At 40.4% G+C, this 19,994-nt stretch carries 12 protein-coding genes and 1 pseudogene; 9 read left to right on the top strand and 4 right to left on the bottom strand.

Features of this window, described 5'->3' with window-relative positions; all coding sequences use genetic code 11:
- Nucleotides 1-2 precede the first annotated feature (2 nt).
- The 4 genes from XEN7305_RS09560 to XEN7305_RS09545 all read right to left on the bottom strand — a co-directional run bounded on the left by XEN7305_RS09560 (nt 3) and on the right by XEN7305_RS09545 (nt 5,451).
- Nucleotides 3-533 carry a hypothetical protein gene (locus XEN7305_RS09560; protein ID WP_006509200.1) on the bottom strand — a complete coding sequence of 177 codons (531 nt, stop codon included), beginning with the start codon at nt 531-533 and terminating at the stop codon, nt 3-5.
- Between the two features lie 78 nt (nt 534-611).
- A complete protein-coding gene (locus XEN7305_RS09555; protein WP_006509199.1) occupies nt 612-2,099 on the bottom strand; it encodes a SulP family inorganic anion transporter in 1,488 nt (495 codons plus the stop codon).
- Nucleotides 2,100-2,268: 169 nt separating this feature from the next.
- Nucleotides 2,269-2,937, bottom strand: a complete 669-nt coding sequence (locus XEN7305_RS09550; protein ID WP_040897295.1) for a DUF4082 domain-containing protein — start codon at nt 2,935-2,937, stop codon at nt 2,269-2,271.
- 258 nt (nt 2,938-3,195) lie between these two features.
- Complete coding sequence (locus tag XEN7305_RS09545; RefSeq protein WP_238568956.1) at nt 3,196-5,451, bottom strand: response regulator; 2,256 nt, start codon at nt 5,449-5,451, stop codon at nt 3,196-3,198.
- 352 nt (nt 5,452-5,803) lie between these two features.
- On the opposite strand from XEN7305_RS09545, the gene XEN7305_RS09540 reads away from it, so the two are divergent.
- The 9 genes and pseudogenes from XEN7305_RS09540 to XEN7305_RS09500 all read left to right on the top strand — a co-directional run.
- Complete coding sequence (locus XEN7305_RS09540) at nt 5,804-6,790, top strand: hypothetical protein (protein WP_006509196.1); 987 nt, start codon at nt 5,804-5,806, stop codon at nt 6,788-6,790.
- 627 nt (nt 6,791-7,417) lie between these two features.
- Complete coding sequence (locus XEN7305_RS09535; protein ID WP_006509195.1) at nt 7,418-9,640, top strand: long-chain fatty acid--CoA ligase; 2,223 nt, start codon at nt 7,418-7,420, stop codon at nt 9,638-9,640.
- 76 nt (nt 9,641-9,716) lie between these two features.
- Nucleotides 9,717-12,077: a 3-hydroxyacyl-CoA dehydrogenase/enoyl-CoA hydratase family protein gene (locus XEN7305_RS09530; protein ID WP_040897294.1), complete on the top strand. Its 2,361-nt coding sequence runs from the start codon at nt 9,717-9,719 to the stop codon at nt 12,075-12,077.
- Nucleotides 12,078-12,358: 281 nt separating this feature from the next.
- Entirely contained in the window at nt 12,359-13,540 is a 1,182-nt protein-coding gene (locus tag XEN7305_RS09525) for an acetyl-CoA C-acyltransferase (protein WP_006509193.1), read from the top strand.
- Between the two features lie 80 nt (nt 13,541-13,620).
- Nucleotides 13,621-16,065: an acyl-CoA dehydrogenase gene (locus XEN7305_RS09520; protein ID WP_006509192.1), complete on the top strand. Its 2,445-nt coding sequence runs from the start codon at nt 13,621-13,623 to the stop codon at nt 16,063-16,065.
- A gap of 63 nt (nt 16,066-16,128) precedes the next feature.
- Entirely contained in the window at nt 16,129-17,004 is an 876-nt protein-coding gene (locus XEN7305_RS09515; protein ID WP_006509191.1) for an alpha/beta hydrolase, read from the top strand.
- Nucleotides 17,005-17,099: 95 nt separating this feature from the next.
- The gene (locus XEN7305_RS09510; RefSeq protein ID WP_006509190.1) at nt 17,100-17,744 is read left to right on the top strand and encodes a class I SAM-dependent methyltransferase; all 645 of its coding nucleotides are present in this window, start codon (nt 17,100-17,102) and stop codon (nt 17,742-17,744) included.
- 292 nt (nt 17,745-18,036) lie between these two features.
- Nucleotides 18,037-19,488: an isochorismate synthase MenF gene (locus tag XEN7305_RS09505; protein WP_006509189.1), complete on the top strand. Its 1,452-nt coding sequence runs from the start codon at nt 18,037-18,039 to the stop codon at nt 19,486-19,488.
- 204 nt (nt 19,489-19,692) lie between these two features.
- A pseudogene (locus XEN7305_RS09500) lies at nt 19,693-19,994 on the top strand (sulfotransferase); the annotation flags it as partial.

Raw genomic sequence — 19,994 nt, 5'->3', positions numbered from 1 at the left:
TACTAGGAATTACTCAAAGCAATTATTTTTTTAATCTCGGCTTTTTGTTCATCATCATACTTTTGACCAGCTAGAAATCTTTGATAACTATCTGATTGATTATCGATAGTGGCTGTTAGCTCTTGAAGTTTTTGGGCAACTAGCTCAGAATTTAATTTTTGAATCAGATTAATTGTGCGATCTTGCACCTTATCCGAACCTGATGCTCCTTGAAGATCGCCGCTGCGACGGTGAAATAAACCCACAGCAGTGCACATCGCCAGATTTTTGACCAACAAATCACTCACAAGTTCTGGTGAGGATTGTAATCCTTTGATGACTCCGGTCGAAGGATTGTCTAATACCTCAAATTCACCAGTAAGATAGGCAACAAAAAAACCTCTGGCTCCTTCAAGGGTTTTAACAAAAAAAGTAACTCCCGACTCAATTTCTGTTTCATTTAGTTGGTTGTCAGCAATTTTGGCGATCAAAGCATTGGTATCGGCGATCGCTTTGGGGAATGATAGAGGAGTTGTGCTACTAGGTTGATTCATAACTATATCAAAGGTTAAATTATTTATATTCTAGCCAAATGACAAAACAGCAATCTGAGATCTTGCTCTTTTAACTTCCTAATGACTAGTCAAATCATGTAACTCCCCAGCCTTATCATGAACAGCAAGCTTATCAATCAAAGTGGCACTAGCTTCGTTTAGACCTACTAAATTCACTTCCGCACCTTTACGGCGGAAATTTAAAACCACTTTATCAATCGCCGCGATCGCAGACTGATCCCATAAATGAGCATGGGTCAAATCAATCTTGACCGATTCTAGATCTTCTTGAAAGTCAAATGCCTTAAGGAAATGATTAACAGAAACAAAGAAAATTTGGCCAGCCACACTATAAATGCGATGATTCCCGTCGGCACTCAGCAAAGAATCAACAAAAACCAAATCCGCTAATTTTCGAGCAAACAAAACGGCATTGAGGGCAATCCCCGCAACAACCCCCATAGCCAAATTATGGGAAAACACCGTAATTACGACTGTTGTCAACATGACTGCGGTTTCACTGCGAGGTATTTTTTTGATATTTCGCAAAGATCCCCAGCTAAATGTCCCAATAGAAACCATAATCATGACCGCAACTAATGCTGCCATCGGAATGACTTCTACCCATTTGGTAACGACAAGCATAAAAAAGATTAGCAAGAATCCTGCGCTGAGAGTAGAGAGACGAGTTCTGCCCCCAGATTGGACATTAATTACCGATTGCCCGATCATCGCACAACCGGCCATGCCACCAAAGAAACCCGTGACAAAGTTGGCTATTCCCTGAGCTTTGGCTTCTTGGTTTTTATCACTAGAAGTATCGGTCAGCTCGTCTACAACATTCGCCGTTAAAAATGATTCTAATAAACCTACCATCGACAAGGCAAAGGCCGTAGGAAAAATAATTTGCAAAGTCTCGAAATTCAAGGGCACTTCGGGAAGACCAAAGCTCGGAAGGGTTGTGGGCAATTCTCCCATATCTCCCACAGTGGCAACCGGACTTCCCATCGCTAAAGAAATTAGGGTGATGATAATAATGGCAACTAAAGGTGAGGGCACAGCTTTGGTGAAGCGAGGCAACAGGTAAATAATTGCTAATCCTCCTGCTACCATGGCATAAACTACCCAAGAAGCATTCTCAAATTGGGGTAATTGCGCCATGAAAATTAAAATCGCGAGGGCATTTACAAACCCAATCATCACCGCACGGGAGACAAATTTAATCTGATTGCCAACTTTGATAAAGCCCCAGATCAGTTGTAATACTCCAGTGAGAATTGTGGCGGCGAAAAGATATTGGAGACCATTCTCATGATCGCCAACTAAATGAGTCATTAACAGTGCGGTCGCTCCTGTCGCCGCCGAAATCATTGCTGGGCGACCACCGAGAAAGGAAGTGATTACCGCAATAGTGAAAGAAGCATATAAACCTACTTTGGGGTCGACCCCCGCGATAATTGAAAATGCGATCGCTTCGGGAATGAGGGCTAATGCTACTACTGCTCCTGCTAAAAAATCGCCTCTAACATTACTAAACCATTCTTCGGGTTTAAATATTTGCTGCAATGATCTTTCTCCTGGATTGCTACCGAGAAATAATTTGAGTGACCATTTAAGTTATAATCCAGTTTGAAAAACTTGACTGAAAATCAGCATATTTTCTTAGCGGTGCTGAGATTACCATGATGCAGCTGCATGGTAAGGAATGAGTATTGATAACAGCCCTGTCCGTCTACTAGCGCTTTGTTCTTTTTTTGCGTAGACGAGACACGCCCCAGATTCCTCCCAAAATTATAATTCCCAGATTAGGAGACAATTCGAAGGGCACAGGAACCGCATCTTCAAAAAGAATATTGCCCCCTAGATTTGCAAAACCGCCCCCAAAATGATTAGCAGGAAAAGATAAATCACCCGGACCAAAAGCTATTTCAACCGAATCAATGCCATTGAGAGTAGACGCAGTAACAAAATTCCGAGAATTCAATCCTGAGATATCTGTCATATCAGCTGCGACTCGATAAAAATTCCCAGAAGTAAGATTAATGCTAGACCCTAAATTCTGATACCTAAATCCATTTAATATGGGAGCATTAGTCCCTCCTGAGACGGCAACTGACCCTAGAAGAGTACCGCTATCATCCCAAAGACCAACATCTACAGTAGTAGCATTAAGACCATCATTATCGATATCAAATACTCCTAGAGCCGTCACGTTTAAATCTTGTATTGCTCGGAACCGAAATCCATCGGTAGCGAAACTATTCGATTGAGATACTCCCGTGAAATCAGAAATTCCTGCTGTTAGAGCTTGAGCAGAAGTAGTTATCCCTAAAGAGATTAGGCCGCCACAGACTATTACACCACTGATTTTTGCAGCTAATTTGCCGATTATTGTTTTGGTCATCTTATCTATTACTCGTTTTGCTCCCGATAAATCCTCCATGGTTATATTCTGAAACGCTTGTGGGAAAAGGTCTGTGACTTCGATCTGATCTAAAAGCAAATATTCCAATATTAAAAGCGATCGCTATTTGTGTATTTTTGAAACACAGCGATCGCCAAGACAAAGTATATTGAATTATATTGAGAGGGTTTTAACCCCAACTTCGGGCTTTACCCATTACCCATTACTTATTACTTATTACTTATTCCCCATTACCCATTACCTTGACTCTTTAAACTTATCCAATCCAGTAATAAACTTACTAGCAAAGAGACTTAAAACAGTACGATCTTCTTTAATTCTGATATTAGCTTGAACCGACATACCCGATTGTAACTTTTTATCTTCCCCTTTAATTTCAATATGCTGTTGCTCTAATTCAACTTCTGCGGGAAAACGGACAAAGTTGAAAGGCGGTTGCGGATCAGGGTCTATGCTACTTCCTCCAATATAGGTAACTTTACCCTTAACATCACCAAATTCCCCAAAAGGAAAGGCGCTAATGCGCACATCAGTAGTCATATCCATTTTCACAAAACCAATGTCTTCTGGCTTGATGAAGATTTCCGCCACTAACTTGTCATCGGGAACTATCTTTAAGATAGCTTGGGAACCTTGCCCAGCTTGGGGAACATAGCCAGGATAGGCTTGAAGATCCAAAATGACCCCACTTACGGGAGCAGGAATAGTTTGGTACTTTAAATTCTGCTCATAATTGCTCATCTGAGCGTTATTCTCGTTAAGGCGTTTGCTATTATCAACAATACTTCTATTTAACTGAGTATCAATATCAGCTATTCGTTGTTGATTGTTGGCAATTTGATCTAAGATGTCTTTATCAGACGAAGAAGTAGTATTGATTAATTGTTCTCTCGCCTGGGCAATATCTAAACGCAATCTTTTTTCTTCTTCTAGCAACCGTTGGATCTCTGCTTGGGTTGTGGTGACTTCTTGCCGTTGGTTATTGTACTCAATAGTACCTCTCGCACCTTGTTCAATCATGGTCGCTTGGATATCATTAACCTCTCTTTGCTGACGATCTAATTGCAATTCTGCGATCGCGCCTTCTTCAACTAAAGGCTTGATGGAACTAAGGGTTTTCTCTTCAATAGCTAAACTTTCTTTGGCTTTTTGGGCTGCTTCTTCATTCCGTTCTTTAATCTCAGCCAAAACCTGACGGGACGTAATTAATTGCTCCCTTGCATCGGCCAATTGAATTTGATTCTGTTCTAGCTGTTTTTGCAGTTGCTCAACTTCTAGTCGGGCTGTAGCGGTACGAGAATTTTTTTCTGCCCTAGCATTTCTTAATCTAGCCTGTTGTTCTACACTTAAATTGCCAGTATCGGCACCTAACTGGGCACGATATAAATCAATCTCCGCAGCTAACTGAGAACGGTTACGAGCTAAATAGGCAACTTCTCGGGGAATTTCCAGTTGGGCGACTGTACGATCTATTTGATTGGGTGCAATTTTGCCAGTCATTATTGCACGGTAAAACCTATTTTCCTGTTCTAAAGATTTTTTGATATTTTTTAAGGAGTCTAATTGAGCCTTTGTAGTGGTTGAGTCTAAGACCAACAAAATGTCACCTTTTTGGACTCTTTGACCTTCGTCGACCAAAACTTCTTGGACAACCCCATTTGTGGGGACTTGGACTTCTTTAACACTGCCTTCTGGTTTTAGTTGACCAATAGCAGGCACTACTTGCTCAATTTTTGCGATCGCAGACCAGCTAACCACAAAAATAGTCACCCCAGCTACCGCCCAAATTGTAGCTCGCGACCATTTAGGAGAAGGGCGGAGTAATACGGTTTGTTCAAACTTACGATTAGCAATGCTAGACTTTTTCCTTTCGATTGCTAGTGCAGCTTCAGAATCAGAAGTTGTTGCCAACTGACCCTTGAAGCGAGGACTTAGGGCAGAACTGCTATCCTGGCTTTGAGTAGGGGGCTCTGGATGGGCAGTTGCGGGAATCTTTTGGGCGGCGGCGGCGGCACTTCCTTTAGGAATTAGAGGCAGATTTTGATATATGCCGGGTCCAATCTGAGCATAACCAAGATGAACTGATCTAATAGCATTGGTCAGCTCCTTTGCCGGGGTACCTTTGAGCAAATAGCCCATGGCCCCAGAACTTAGAGAGCGAGCTACATATTCTTGAGTATCAAAAGTACTAAGAACTAAGATTTTAATTTGGGGAAACTTATCACAAATCATCCTCGTGGCAGTCACTCCATCCATCCCAGGCATTTCCATGTCCATGAGAATAATATCTGGTTGGAGAGTTTCTACTTGCTTGATGCTATCTTCCCCATTACTGGCAGTCCCAATCACCTCCAAATCTGGTTCTGTCTTAATCAGGGCTTTGAGCCCTTCCCGAATCATTTTCTGATCGTCTACGATAAAAACCTTGATTGTGGAGCTAGGGTTATCTACACTAGTAGTTTTGGTGTAATCACCATTTAATGAATTCATCATTCAATTATTCTTAGTTTTTTCTTTAGTTTACTTTTATTGGGCGCTTAAAATATTAAGTAAAAATTTTGATTCTCAAATCAATTCATAAAATTTAACTCCTAAAGAGTTTTTATCTAATCCTTTATAGCTAATATTTTAGCGATTAGGCATCCTTGACATTCGGATTATAAGTTTTTGTTTCTTTTCTCCAAGTAAAATTTGCGATTCAGATATCATTTATTTTTTAGGTTACAGTCGCCGTAAATCGAGGAATATCTATAAATAGGTTTGCCATGGATGGGTTTTGCATTTACTAGTATAAAAATGTAACTAAAATCTTCTGAATAGCCTAAAATCGAGAGATAATTGGGATATGAGTTTTAAAGGGATGGGAACGATGAACCAGCAAAATCTCAAAGCTTATCTCAATTTGATTCAAGGTTTATTGACTTGCCCTAGAGGGGAAGAATGGATATTACTACGGCAAAATGAACAACTGGTTAATACTGAGTTAGTAGATGTTATGGAACAGGTTGCTAACCATTTAGCGAGCAAAGGAGACATTAAAGCTGCCAAGTATCTTCATAATTGGGCAGGAAAACTACATCATATTGTGACTGAGGCTGCTCCTGTACCAAAAAATAAGCAAGATAAAACCAATTCCTATGGCAAATTAATCCAGGCCCTGCTGGATTGTCCTGAAGGTTCTGAAAAAGAGATTCTAGCAGCCCATCAAGAATTAATGGGACCAGAACTCGTCAAGATTATGAAGCAAGTTGCCAGTCGGATGGCGGGGGAAGGGGATGAAACAACAGCCGATTTTTTGAATAATTTGGCAACAGATTTAAATCGCACCTGGTTAGAGAACCATGAATTTAAACCTACTTTGACAAAAGAGATTGCTGCCGATCCTTGGTTTGAAGAAAACTCCCTGCCCCGGCGATCGCCAGAAACAGCCATGCAACCTGGAACTCAACCAGAAGCCAAATCAAAAATTCAATCAGAAGATTCACAATCCTCAACTATTGAAGAACCCGTACTATCATCTCCTGAAGCCGAAATTGCTAGAGAACCAGAACTTTTGCAACAGCTAAAAGAAATCAAAGATGCCCTAGTCAAGTTGGAGACAACTTTGGCGTCTCGAATGCAACCTTCGAATCCCTTATGGTATATGGATGTTCTAGAAAAAGCCCAAACTGCCAATTGGGTCTTGTCAACTGAAGAAGTAGAAAGTTTAATCGGCATTAAACCCCAATGTCATCATGACGAAACTTCTTTTCACCGAGGGTGTTGGATCTTTAGCAAAGTCGGAAAAATTGGCGCTCAGACAGGCTGGCAAGTAAAAAAACAAAACGAGTAGTAATTTTCCTAGTTCTCAAAAATTTATTCATCGGGAGGAAAATATAAAAATATAGTTATCAAGTTCAATAACTAAGATAAAATGTTTTGCTTTCCATTTTCGGTTTCTCATGGGTAATTTGTTGTGCTCAATTACTTAAGAAATCTTAAATGTATTATCTATTAATATGTTATACTATTGTATATATCGCAAGAACTTATAATCCATTTAAAAGCAAGCAAAAGTACCAAGTAAAAAGTAAATTTTGCTTTGTGTGTTTTTGGTCGAAATGCATTAGTGAAATTAAGTAAATAGCAGTATCTTTTAACTGTTATAGTATATGGTGTTTCTCGAATAAGTAAGTCTGATCGGTTAAATCTAAAATTATTTAGAGATAGATTTTAATTCTTAACAAGCATTAAAGCTCGGGTTTTCTCTCTCTATTAGGCTTTGAGCTCAAGATTAAAACCTAATTAATCAAAAATCAAATCATTTGCTGTACTTTCTGATACGTGAGAATCGCTATATATTTTTTTAGTTAGCATATCTAGCAAACATATTGCAGTTGCAAAAATATTTAGGTCGGCTACTTACGGGACTGGAGTTAGCTTTTTACGGGAGAAGAGATTCCTGCTCTTCTGATTGCCAATGTTTTATTTTAATAAGATTGATAAATCTTTTTCTGAAGCAAATATTCCCGTTTTAGGTCGCAGTTTGCCAAGCTTACTAGATGAAGCTTGCGATCGCTTTCCCAATGCTCAAGCTTTGAATCAGTGGCATAAAAATGGTTGCGATTCCCAATCCAATCAAGAATTTCGCCTGGCGGCTGAGGAATTGGCTTTGGGGTTGCAGACTATCGAGATTGCTAAGGGCGATCGCGTCGCTTTGTTAATGCATAGTGGCGTTAGCTTCTGTTTAGCCGATATGGGTTGTTTACTAGCAGGTGCCGTCAATGTACCGATTGATCTGACTCAGACGTTAGATAATATCGCTTTTATCTTAAATCACTCCGAGGCTAAAGCCTTAATCGTTTCCAATCTAGATTTGCTAGCACAAATCATTCCTTATCTTGGGGAGCATCTCTATTTACAAAGCATAATTGTGGTTGAAGTCCCAGATAATTGGCAGCAAAAGAAACATGAACTGTTAACTTGCCGGGAAGTATCGACGGAATCGGGCTCATCAATTGTCTGTGAGGCGAATAGACTTGATAGCGCGATCGCAAACAAGGCAACGGCAGTCTATCATCCAGCTTGTTTATCTATTCCGATGTTGCTCTGTCGGGCGCGAACCGAGCTTTCTTGTCCTCAATTACCCCAATGTATTCAACTCTTCTCCCTAGAAGAGATTCAAGCCAAGGGTCAAAAGATCTACAACACAGCTAAAACAAAAGAATTGCGAGCCTCTATTGCGGCTCAGGATTTGGCCACGATTATTTATATTGCAGGAGAAACAGGACAACCAAAAGGAGTAATGCTGAGCCATGAAAATATTTCCGCTGATATTCTGACTACCTTTAAGACCTTTAAGCATCTTAAGACGGGGGCTGCCGAAACCGTATTATCTTTTTTACCACTCAATCATATTTTTGCGCGGGCCTTGATTTACGGTCATCTTAATTATGGGCATAGTGTTCATTTCACAACCCCCCATCGAGCGCTCCAGCATTTTTTGCTTGTCAAGCCAACGATTGTGGCTACTGTGCCACGATTATTAGAAAAGATCTATCATAAGATCTGCGATCGCGGTAGCAAACTCCGAGGAGTCAAGAAAAATATCTTTAATTGGGCTTTGCGACTAGCTCAAGATTATGAATTAGGAACTGAACTCTCCTTTTTCTATGCTTTGCAGTTAAAACTGGCAGATATCTTAGTTTATACTCAATGGCGATCGCCTTTTGGGGGAAAGCTGCAATATTTCATTAGTGGCGGTGCGGCCTTAAAAGCTGAACTTGCCAATGTCTTAAGCGCTGCGGGCATTACTGTCTTACAAGGCTATGGCTTAACGGAGACTAGTTCGGTAGTTTGTTGTAATCGAGGTCAGTTGAATCGTGCAGGAACCGTGGGAATTCCCATTCCTGGGGTGACAATTAAAATCGACCGAGATGGCGAAATTTTAGTCAAGGCTCCCTATGTGATGCAAGGCTATTATAAAGGTCCAGTGGCTACCAGTTTAGTTCTTGATGAATCAGGTTGGCTGCATACCGGAGATTTGGGCGAATTTACTCGTGAAGGTTTTTTGACTATTACAGGACAGAAAAAGGATCTCTTTAAGCTTTCCATTGGCAAATATGTCATGCCTTTGCCGTTAGAGGAGTATTTACAACAATCTGATTTAGTCAAACAGGCTGTGGTTGTGGGAACTAATAAGAAGTTTTGTGGGTTGTTAGTTTTTCCTGATCTGCAAAGTCTTTGTGACGATGCTACTATTTTTGACTGTTCTTTGCCGATTGGCGATTTTTTACAGCAGCCAGTTGTTATTGATCTCTATCAAACTTTAGTGAATGCAGCGAATCAGGATTTACCTAGTTGGTCGAAGGTTAAGCGTTTTCGTTTGGTTAATGGTCATTTTACCGTTGCTAATGGATTGTTGGATTCTCGGTTGAAAATTCGGCGGGACAAAGTTAATCAGGTTTTTGCTAACGAAATTAATGCTATGTATCGCGAGGAAAGATCTATAGCCATTGCAAGTCTAGAGAATGAGAAAGGACGTTCTTTTATAAAGCTAGTTCATTTGGTAAGTAGAAAAACCGCGATGAAGAAGACTTGGACTTGGTTACGATCGCTTTCTTTTTCTCAATGGTTATCGATAAAAATCCATAAATACCATTGGAGGAACAGCCCCTCAAACCCCCGACAAAGTGCTGATTAGTTAGTTTGACAAATTTGATTTTCTTGGTGGTTGTTAAATGTTCTAGATAGGAAGTGATTTTAAGGAGAGAAATATGATGTTTAAACCGTTTTATACTGCTGCTGTTTTGGGTGCAGGAGTTATGGGTTCTCAAATTGCAGCTCATCTAGCTAATGCGGGGTTGACTGTTCACCTTTTGGATATTGCAGCGATCGCAGGTGATAAAAATTCCCTGGTCGAAGCTGCTTGGAAAAAAGCCCTCAAACAAAACCCACCGATTCTTTTTACTGAGAAAACTGCTCGTCGTGTCATCTTAGGAAATTATGACGAACATCTAGATCGCCTTGCGGATGTAGATTGGGTGATTGAAGCTGTGGTAGAAAATTTGGCAATTAAACAACAGTTGCTGGCAAGATTAGACGGGATTATTGGTCAGGATACAATTATTTCAACCAATACTAGTGGCTTACCAGTACGAGAAATTGCTCGCGGATTGCCGTTGTCTTTTAGAGAACGCTTTTTAGGAACTCATTTTTTTAATCCGCCCCGTTATCTTAAATTATTAGAACTGATCCCCACGTCTGATACTAATCCTGAACTGATTGCCAGGCTGAAATGGTTTGGTCGTATTCATCTGGGTAAAGGATTAATCGTTGCTAAAGATACACCCAACTTTATTGCTAATCGCATTGGTATTTATGCCACTATGCTTGGGATCAAAGCCTTGACAGAGCAAGGATATACCATCGAAGAAATTGATGCGCTCACGGGAACTTTAGTTGGCAGACCAAAATCAGGAACTTTTCGCACTGCGGATTTGGTCGGACTAGATACCCTAGTTTATGTCGCCAAAAATCTCTATCCTGCAATACCGGAAGATGAAAGTCGAGAAATCTTTCGGGTGCCGCCATTATTGGCTGAATTAGTTGCCGCAGGGAAATTAGGAGCGAAAACAGGTCAAGGTTTTTATAAGAAAGCAGCAGGTAAAATTCTTTCTGTTAATCCCGAGACCTTAAATTACGAGCCACCCCAGCCTTTAAACTTGGGTACGCATCTGAGGGAAATAAACAAGCTAGACTTACCAGAGAGGTTGCGGGCTTTATATCGTGATGCTGGTCGAGCAGGAAAATTATTCCGTTCGATGATGCTGGCAATTCTGAGTTACAGTGCCGATCGCATTCCTGAGATTACCGATAGTCCCGCAGAAATTGATCGTGCTATGCGTTGGGGATTTGGTTGGGAGATGGGGCCTTTCCAAATCTGGGATTCTTTGGGTTTTGCCGCTGTGATCACTGATATGCAAAGTTCAGGGATTCCTTTGGCTAGTTGGATTAAATCGATGATTCAACATCATCAAGTGCAAGGGTTTTACAGTCAGGATGAAACTCAAACCCAACAAGTTTATCTTGCCAGTCAAGAATATGTAGCGCTAGATAATCCCGAAGATGAAATTGATCTCAACCTAATTAAATCTCAACCCAGACATATTCTTTGGCAAAACGAAGAAGCAACATTACTAGATATTGGAGATAATGTAGTTCTTTATGAATTTCGCTCCAAAGGGAATACCCTTAGTTTTAAAGTGATGGACGGATTCACTAAAGTTCTAAGTCTTTTGGAAAACAGTGATTATCGGGGCATGGTCATCGGCAACAATAAAGCCAACTTTTCCGCTGGGGCTAACCTAGCTGAAATGGGTGCTTTAGCTCAATCAGGTCATTTTGATGGCATTGAAGATCTCGTCGTTCAATTCCAAAAGATCCTACAGAGAATCCATTACTTTCCTAAGCCTATCGTTGCTGCCGTGCAAGGGTTAGCGATCGGGGGTGGATGTGAATTGGTCATGGCTTGCCCGCAAGTAGTAGCTGCTGCTGAAAGTTATATCGGGTTAGTCGAACTCAGTGTGGGCTTAATACCTGGAGCAGGAGGGATTATGCGCATGGCAACCTGGGCAGAAAAACAGGCCGCAACCGATTCGGCAACTCAAATTCAACCTTTTTTACAAAAAGCCTTTGAAACCATTGGCATGGCAAAGGTTTCCAATAGCGCTCAAGAAGCCCAAGAATTAGGTTTTCTTCATCCCACTGCAAAAATAATCATGAATGGCGATCGCCGAATTTATGTCGCCAAACAAGAAGTGATTCGTCTCGATCTCGAAGGTTATGCCCCGATACCTCACGACGATGCGATTCGAGTTTTAGGCAGTCCCGCCCGCGCCGCATTAGAACAAGCAGCTTATATCTTTCAACAAGGAGGCTATATCTCAGAATATGATCGTTTTCTAGCCAACCGTTTATCCTATGTCATCTCTGGTGGTGAACTGTCCGCACCATCTTTAGTTAGTGAAGACTACTTATTAAAACTCGAACGAGAAACCTTTGTTCCCCTACTCAAAGAACCAAAAACTCAGGAGCGAATTGTTCATATGTTGAAAACTAAAAAACCATTGAGGAATTAAAAAAGTCAAGAGTCAAGAGTCAAGAGTCAAAAGTGTTTTAGCTAAAAGTTTCACTGTTTTTGAATAGAAAATAGAAAAAAGATTAAGTAATTTCGCTAAGAATATAACTTAATTAAAAAAGAAAGCATTATCGACACGATTCTTTGATGTGCTTTTACTTACAATTTTCCAACTTACTAGTTAACACTTCGCTGGGGGTTTGGGGGGCTAGCCCCCCAATAGAAGTTATGGCTTCCCAATAGAAAATTTAAGAAACAAAGAAAATAACTTGGAGATAAAAAATGACAGAAGCATACATAATCAGCAGTGTCCGAACCGCAATCGGCAAGGCCCCAAGAGGCAGCCTCCACCATATGCGACCCGACGATCTCGGCGCGATCGCAGTCAAAGGCGTGATCTCACAAACGCCCAACCTTGAACCCAAACAAATCGATGACATCATCATGGGCTGCGCCTTTCCCGAAGGCGAACAAGGCATGAATCTGGGGAGAATCATTGCTCAAAGAGCAGGTCTACCAAACTCTGTCCCAGGATGCACAATAAATCGACTCTGCGCATCAGGATTGCAAAGTATCGTCATGGCATCCCAAGCCATAATCACAGGTCAGGCAGATGTGATCGTCGCTGGCGGAGCAGAATCCATGAGCCTGATTCCCATGGGCGGAAACAATCTCTCACCCAACCCCGAATTAGTACATAAATCCCCCAATACCTATATCACAATGGGAATTACTGCCGAAAATATCGTCAAAGACTTTCATATCTCACGCCATGATCAAGATCAATTTGCCTTGCGATCGCATCAAAAAGCCTTAGCTGCCATCAGAGCTGGTCGCTTTAACGAGGAAATAATCCCCATTAACCTCAAAGAGACAATCTATGATCACGGGGAGACAAAAAACATCGAAAGAATATTTAAAGTAGACGAAGGACCACGACCAGATACTAGGTTAGAAGCCCTAGCCAAGTTAAAACCTGTTTTCCAACATAAGGGCACCGTCACAGCAGGCAATTCCTCTCAAATGTCTGATGGTGCAGCGGCTACGGTAGTCATGAGTATGAGAAAAATGCATGAGCTAAGACTACAGCCGATCGCCAGATTACTTGGTTACGCCGTCACAGGTGTGGCACCAGAAATCATGGGTATTGGCCCTGTGGATGCGGTGCCGAAAGTGCTCAAGCAAGTGGACTTGACATTACATGATATTGGTTTAATCGAACTTAATGAAGCTTTTGCTGGTCAAGCTTTAGCAGTGATTCGTAAATTAGGACTAGATGAGGATATTGTCAATGTCAATGGAGGAGCGATCGCATTAGGTCATCCTCTAGGTTGTACAGGAGCGAAACTAACTGCAACGTTACTTCATGAAATGAAACGACGCGGCATTCGTTATGGAATGGTCACAATGTGTATTGGCGGTGGGATGGGTGCTGCGGGAGTGTTTGAGAATTTGATGCTCTAAAAATTGAGTAATGAGTAATAAGTAATAAGTAATGAGTTAAAAGAAGTCTTGATCATTGAAATGATTTAGAGGTATTAAATATGAACATCTTTGAACCAATAATTATTATTTCTAGTCTGATTATTCTATTGGTTATTTTCAGTTATCTCAGCGTTTCTCTCTGGGTCTGGTCGTTGTACTTTGCGATCATCTTGGGAGTCTGTCAAGTACCAATTTGGAGTTGGGCTATTTTTGGTGTTGTTACACTAATTTTCAATATTCCTCAACTGCGTCAGAGAATAATTACCACTTATTTAGTTAAGGCGATCGCAAAATTAAAACTCTTACCTAAAATATCCGATACAGAAAGAGCTGCGATCGAAGCTGGCAATGTTTGGGTAGATGGTGAATACTTCTCTGGCAAACCCAACCTGCAACGCCTCCTCAACGAACCCTATCCCGAAATTACCCTAGAAATTCGTGACTTCCTCGATAATCAGGTAGAACAGGTTTGCCAAATGGCAACGGATTGGTCAATCCATCAACGCCAAGATTTACCTCCTCAAGTTTGGCAATATCTCAAACAAGAACGCTTCTTTGGCATGATGATTCCCCAAGAATATGGTGGGTTAGGATTTTCTAACTTGGCCTATAGCAGCATTATGAACAAATTAGCCTCTCGCTCTTTTACCCATACTGCAACTGTTGGCGTCACCAATTCCCTAGGGCCAGCTAAATTACTACTTCGTTATGGCACAGCAGAACAAAAAAACTATTATCTTCCCCGATTAGCCAGGGGCGAAGAAATTCCTTGTTTTGCCCTCACCGAACCCAAAGCAGGTTCTGATGCTGCCAGTATTACCGCCGAGGGAATTGTCTTTCGCGGTGAAGATGGCGAATTATATCTGCGCTTGAACTGGAATAAACGCTATATTACTCTTTCCACGATCGCAACTCTGATGGGGCTAGCCTTTAAACTTCGCGATCCTGATAACTTACTCGGCAAAGGAGTTGATGTTGGTATTACCTGCGCTTTAATTCCGACGAATATTCCTGGAGTAATTATCAATCGCCGACATGACCCGATGGGTGTGCCTTTCTATAACTCTCCCACAGTTGGTCAAGATGTGGTCATCCCTGTAGGAAAAATTATTGGCGGGGTCGAGCAAGCAGGACAAGGTTGGAAAATGCTGATGCAATCTCTAGCCGCAGGCAGAGGTATTAGTTTTCCTGCTACCTGCACAGGTATTGCCAAATTGGTCACTAGAGTAACAGGAGCCTATAGCCAAGTTAGAAAACAATTCGGACTAAACATTGGTCGCTTTGAAGGGATTGAAGAACCACTCGCTCGTATTGGCGGACTTACCTATCTTATGGAAGCGGCTCGACTTTATACAGTTGGAGCAGTAGACCAAGGAGAACAACCTGCTGTGATTTCCGCGATCGCGAAATACAATTTCACCGAACTTTCCCGCCAAATTATTAATGATGGCATGGATATTCTGGGCGGGGCGGGAATCTGCCGAGGCCCGAGGAACCTACTAGCAAATATTTACTCGGCAACCCCAATTCCCATCACTGTCGAAGGAGCTAATATTCTCACTCGTACCATGATTATCTTTGGTCAAGGATTGATTCGTTCCCATCCCTATGCGTACCAAGAAATTACTGCTCTCGAAAATTCTGATGCGATCGCATTTGATAATGTATTTTGGCATCATCTCGGTTCAATAGTCAGCAACGGTTGTCGTACATTGTTACTTAGTCTGACTCGTGGTTATCTAGCAACTTCTCCCGTCTCAGGCGCAACTGCAAAATATTGGCGTAAACTAGCTTGGTCATCAGCGGCTTTTGGCTTCCTGACTGACCTAGCCATGATTCGTTTAGGTGGCAATCTCAAACGACGCGAAAAACTCACTGGTAGATTTGCCGATGTTCTTTCTTGGATGTATTTAGGAACTGCAACTCTGAGGAGATTTGAAGCTGAAGGTTGTCAATCAGAAGATTTGCCCTTGGTAGATTGGTCAATGCAATATAGTTTTGCTCAAATACAGCAGGCGTTCAATGGAATTTATCGCAATCTCTCGCTGCCATTGTTAGGAATTATCTCAGCTTGGTCGCGATTGAATCCTATTGGGGTCATGCCATCCGACAAGCTAGGCGGCACAATTGCTCGAATTATGCAAACGACCGGCAAACAAAGAGATAATCTCACAAAAGATATCTATGTTCCAACTAATACTGACGAGGCTTTGGGTAGATTAGAAAAGGCTTTCATTTTATCAGTACAAGCAGATGATATTCTCAAGAAAATTAAAACAGCTAGCAATCTGGGTACGTTACCCAAAAAAAGACCAAATAATCTTGTTCGTCAGGCGTTAGAAGCAGGAATTATTAGTCTTGATGAAGTAGCATTATTAACTCAAGCAGAATCTGTTCGCGATGATGCTGTTCAAGTTGATTCTTTTTCCCTGTCCGAATATAAAATGGCAGGAGTAGAAATTAATACAGAATCTCCCGATTTATTGTTTGCTAGTTTAGGCTGAAATCATTGATCATTGATCATGAACATTAATCATTAATCATTAATCATTGACCATTACAAGCCTGTGAATAAAATATCTCAGAATTTAACAAGAGAATCATTCCGACACCAAGAAGGAAAATTTATTGGTGCTGATGGATTACAACTTTATTATCAAAGCTGGCATCCTCAAACCACAACTAAAGCAATTGTGATTATTGTTCATGGATTAGGAGTTCATAGCGGAATATTTGACAATATTGTTGAGTTTTTAGTTCCCCATAATTATGGAGTATATGGGTTTGATTTAAGGGGACATGGGCGATCGCCTGGACGGAGAGGATATATCAACAGTTGGAGTGAATTCAGAGAAGATTTACACGCCCTGGTGCAGTTAGTCTCTCAACAAGAATCTTCTCTTCCGATCTTTCTCTTGGGTCAAAGTTTAGGAGGAACCATTTCCCTAGACTATGCTTTGCGTTTACAAGAGCAATTACAAGGACTCATCTTATTTTCTCCTGCATTGAGAGTAGGTCTTTCCCCTCTAAAAATAGGCATAGGACGCATTCTCTCAAAATTATGGCCTCGTTTTTCCCTAGATACTGGTATCAGACTGATTACTAGTTCTCGGGATACTAAGCTTATCAAGGCCTTAGCCGAAGATCCTTTGCGCCATACAAAAGGGACAGCTCGATTATCGACAGAGTTTATCCAAACCGTCGCTTGGATTGAATCCAATACTAACATATTACAAATCCCACTATTGATTCTTCATGGTGGAGCTGATCAGATTGCACTGCCAGAAAGTAGTCAGCAACTATTTGAAAAAATTACTTTTGCTGATAAAGAAAGACGATTGTATCCTGACAGTTATCACGTGCTGCATAATGATCTTAATTACCAGGAAGTTTTAACTGACTTAGTCAGTTGGCTAGGAAAACATTTTGTCATGAGAGGCTAAAGAAAGGGCTAACAACAGTTTAATAATTGCAGTGTGAAATCAAGAAAAGTATACTTTCATAAATTGAAGATTAATACCGTTAAAGATTTTAGATCATGCTGCTCAGACCAGAAAACCGCACTAAACTAGACCCCAGTAGTGATAATGACTTTTATCGCGTTCCTCGTTTTGTCACCCATGTTGATGAGGGCTTTATTGATCAATTAACTGAGCTATATCGGGAAAAACTTCAGCCTCAAACCCGTATTCTCGACTTAATGAGCAGTTGGGTATCACATTTGCCCGACAATATGGAATTTGAACATGTTGAAGGACATGGCATGAATTATGAAGAACTTAAAAAAAATTCTCGTCTTAATAGCTACTTCGTCCAAAATCTCAACCAAAATCCTCAGATCCCTTTACAAGATGAGGATTTTGACGCGGTCTTGATAACTGTTTCTGTGCAGTATTTACAATACCCGGAGGCCATCTTTTCAGAAATATATCGAATTCTTAAACCAGGAGGGTTAGTTATTGTTAGTTTTTCCAATCGCATGTTTTACCAAAAGGCGATCGCCGCTTGGCGAGATGGCACAGAAGCTAGTAGAATAGCCTTAGTTAAACAGTATTTCAAAGCAATTCCTGGTTTTAGTGAGCCAGAATTAATTTCTCGTCAGTCCTCAGTACCAAATTTTTTAGCAATGTTAGGCTTAATCGGTGCCGATCCCTTTTATGCCGTCATCGCAGAAAAACATTAAACCACTTAAAATAATATAATTAGGTATAATTCACATCAGGCGTTAAAATAGGCTAACTGATGTCTAATTCAGGTATTGTGTTTTTTGACCAAGTATTTATACAATCTGAATAAGTAAAATGATAAGAAAATGCCGAATCTCACTGAATCGAGGGAAATGACCATAACTACCAAAAGCAAGTAGTCAAGCCGTAAATCATCACTTGGATTCATTGATTTGAGATTTTTGTTTAGTTCATATACTAATGACAAAAAAATTATAAAAATTATTTTAATTTAAGTTTTCTCTTGGAATGACACAATCAAAAATAACTATACCCGTCATATCTCAAGAAGAATCGAATCTGGTTCTAGATAATGGAGATTTCGATGATTTTTGGAATAATAGTAAATTGCAGTTTACTGTAACTAAATACACAAAAATTCTCAGCTATGCACAGAAGATTCCCTTAGTAGACCCTTTAGCTTTTCTCCAAAAATTTTCGAGTAAAAATGCAGTACATTTTTACTGGGAGAACCCCAATAAAAAAGAATCAATTGTTGCTTGTGGAATAACCAAAGAATCGCTTATAAGATCAGGAAATAGATTTGAAATAACTCAAAAATTTGTCGACGATTGTTTCAATCAAATTCTACCTCAAGGAGAAGTGGCTCTATCAAGAACTGCTCCCAGAATATTTTGTAGTTTCTCTTTTTTTTCTGATGCTTCTGTTAGCGATCAAGATTTTCCCTCAGCTACAGTTTTTTTACCCCGTTTGCAACTGGTAAAAAAGAACAAGCAATGCTTTTTAATTGTTAATTATCCCCTAAAAAATCCCCAAGATAAATCAGAAATTCTTAATAAAATAAACTATAAAGTTGCAACCATAGATTGGCAGAACCAGGAAAATTTGGTTACTGATGGGCAGATTAAATCTAACTGGGAGAAGCAAAATATTTTTTCGACCGAGCATTCCCAATATTTTAGAAATGTCGTGGGTTCTGCCCTAGAGTCGATCGCGATGAATGAATTTAGTAAGATTGTCATAGCTCAAGCCACAGATATTACCTCGAAGATTCCATTTAAGGTTATTCAGTCTCTTCATAATTTGCGGGAACGTCATCCTGATTGCTATATATTCTCCATTGCTAACGGTCAAGGAAAAAACTTTATTGGTGCAAGTCCAGAGCGTTTAGTAAGCATTCAAAACAGGCAATTAGTTACTGATGCTTTAGCTGGTTCTGCGCCTAGGGGAAAAACGAATGCGGAAGATGTCCATTGGTCAAATTTATTATTAAGAAGTAGAAAAGAACAAAGGGAGCATCAAGCAGTTAGCGATTTTTTGATTGCTCGTTTGCGACAAATGGGACTAAAACCCTACCAATTACCTTTACAGTTATTGCGACTATCAAATATTCAGCATCTCTGGACACCTATTTATGCCCATTTACCTGAATATATTGGGCCTTTGGAGATCGTAGCGCAACTTCATCCAACTCCAGCAGTGGCAGGGGTAGAAACAGAAATCGCCTGTGAAAAAATTCGCCATTACGAAAGATTTGATCGTTCTTTGTACGCTGCACCTTTAGGATGGATTGATAATCAAGGGAATAGTGAATTTATAGTTGGGATTCGTTCAGCGTTAATAGAGGGTAAACATGCTCGTCTTTACGCAGGGGCAGGGATTGTTTCCGGCTCCAATCCCGATAAAGAATTTATTGAAATTCAATTAAAGTTACAGTCATTACTCAAAGCACTAGTCTAAAAGTCGTTTCCCTATTTCCCTAAGCAAAAAGTCTTGATTCTTACTTTGATGTCAATTTGTCAAAACTTTACCTCAACTTTACTACAACCAATGGGAACTACAAATAGGATGTAGATGAAATACAAAGAGTTCTTCAAAATTGTTTCTTTTGTGTATCTCTTGAGTTTTCGCACTTATTCCTTATATATAGATTGGAGAAAAATTATGTCATTTTCAATGATTGGGACACAGCGTTCTGGCTCTAACTTACTTCGACTAATGATCAATCAAATCGATGGTTTAGCTGCCCCCCATCCTCCTCATATTCTCAAGCGTCTCATGCCTTTAGTCGGCAACTATGGCGATTTACAAAATAAAGCTAATTTTCGAGTCTTAGTTGATGATGTTTGCCGTTTGGTCGAACTTAATCCTGTGGTTTGGGAAGGCGTTATCTTAGACCGAGAAGATGTCTTCAATCGTTGCCAAGACAATTCTCTAGTTGCGGTGTTCTCCTCTGTTTACGATAT

The sequence above is a fragment of the Xenococcus sp. PCC 7305 genome (genome assembly GCF_000332055.1).
GTDB lineage: Bacteria > Cyanobacteriota > Cyanobacteriia > Cyanobacteriales > Xenococcaceae > Xenococcus.
This window is presented reverse-complemented; position numbering and strand designations above follow the sequence as displayed.

Coding starts and splice junctions, on each gene's coding strand:
- XEN7305_RS09540 (WP_006509196.1), top strand. CDS start 5,804: ATGAGTTTTAAAGGGATGGGAACGATGAACCAGCAAAATCTCAAAGCT.
- XEN7305_RS09535 (WP_006509195.1), top strand. CDS start 7,418: ATGTTTTATTTTAATAAGATTGATAAATCTTTTTCTGAAGCAAATATT.
- XEN7305_RS09525 (WP_006509193.1), top strand. CDS start 12,359: ATGACAGAAGCATACATAATCAGCAGTGTCCGAACCGCAATCGGCAAG.
- XEN7305_RS09560 (WP_006509200.1), bottom strand. CDS start 533: ATGAATCAACCTAGTAGCACAACTCCTCTATCATTCCCCAAAGCGATC.
- XEN7305_RS09505 (WP_006509189.1), top strand. CDS start 18,037: ATGACACAATCAAAAATAACTATACCCGTCATATCTCAAGAAGAATCG.
- XEN7305_RS09510 (WP_006509190.1), top strand. CDS start 17,100: ATGCTGCTCAGACCAGAAAACCGCACTAAACTAGACCCCAGTAGTGAT.
- XEN7305_RS09520 (WP_006509192.1), top strand. CDS start 13,621: ATGAACATCTTTGAACCAATAATTATTATTTCTAGTCTGATTATTCTA.
- XEN7305_RS09530 (WP_040897294.1), top strand. CDS start 9,717: ATGTTTAAACCGTTTTATACTGCTGCTGTTTTGGGTGCAGGAGTTATG.
- XEN7305_RS09545 (WP_238568956.1), bottom strand. CDS start 5,451: ATGATGAATTCATTAAATGGTGATTACACCAAAACTACTAGTGTAGAT.
- XEN7305_RS09550 (WP_040897295.1), bottom strand. CDS start 2,937: ATGACCAAAACAATAATCGGCAAATTAGCTGCAAAAATCAGTGGTGTA.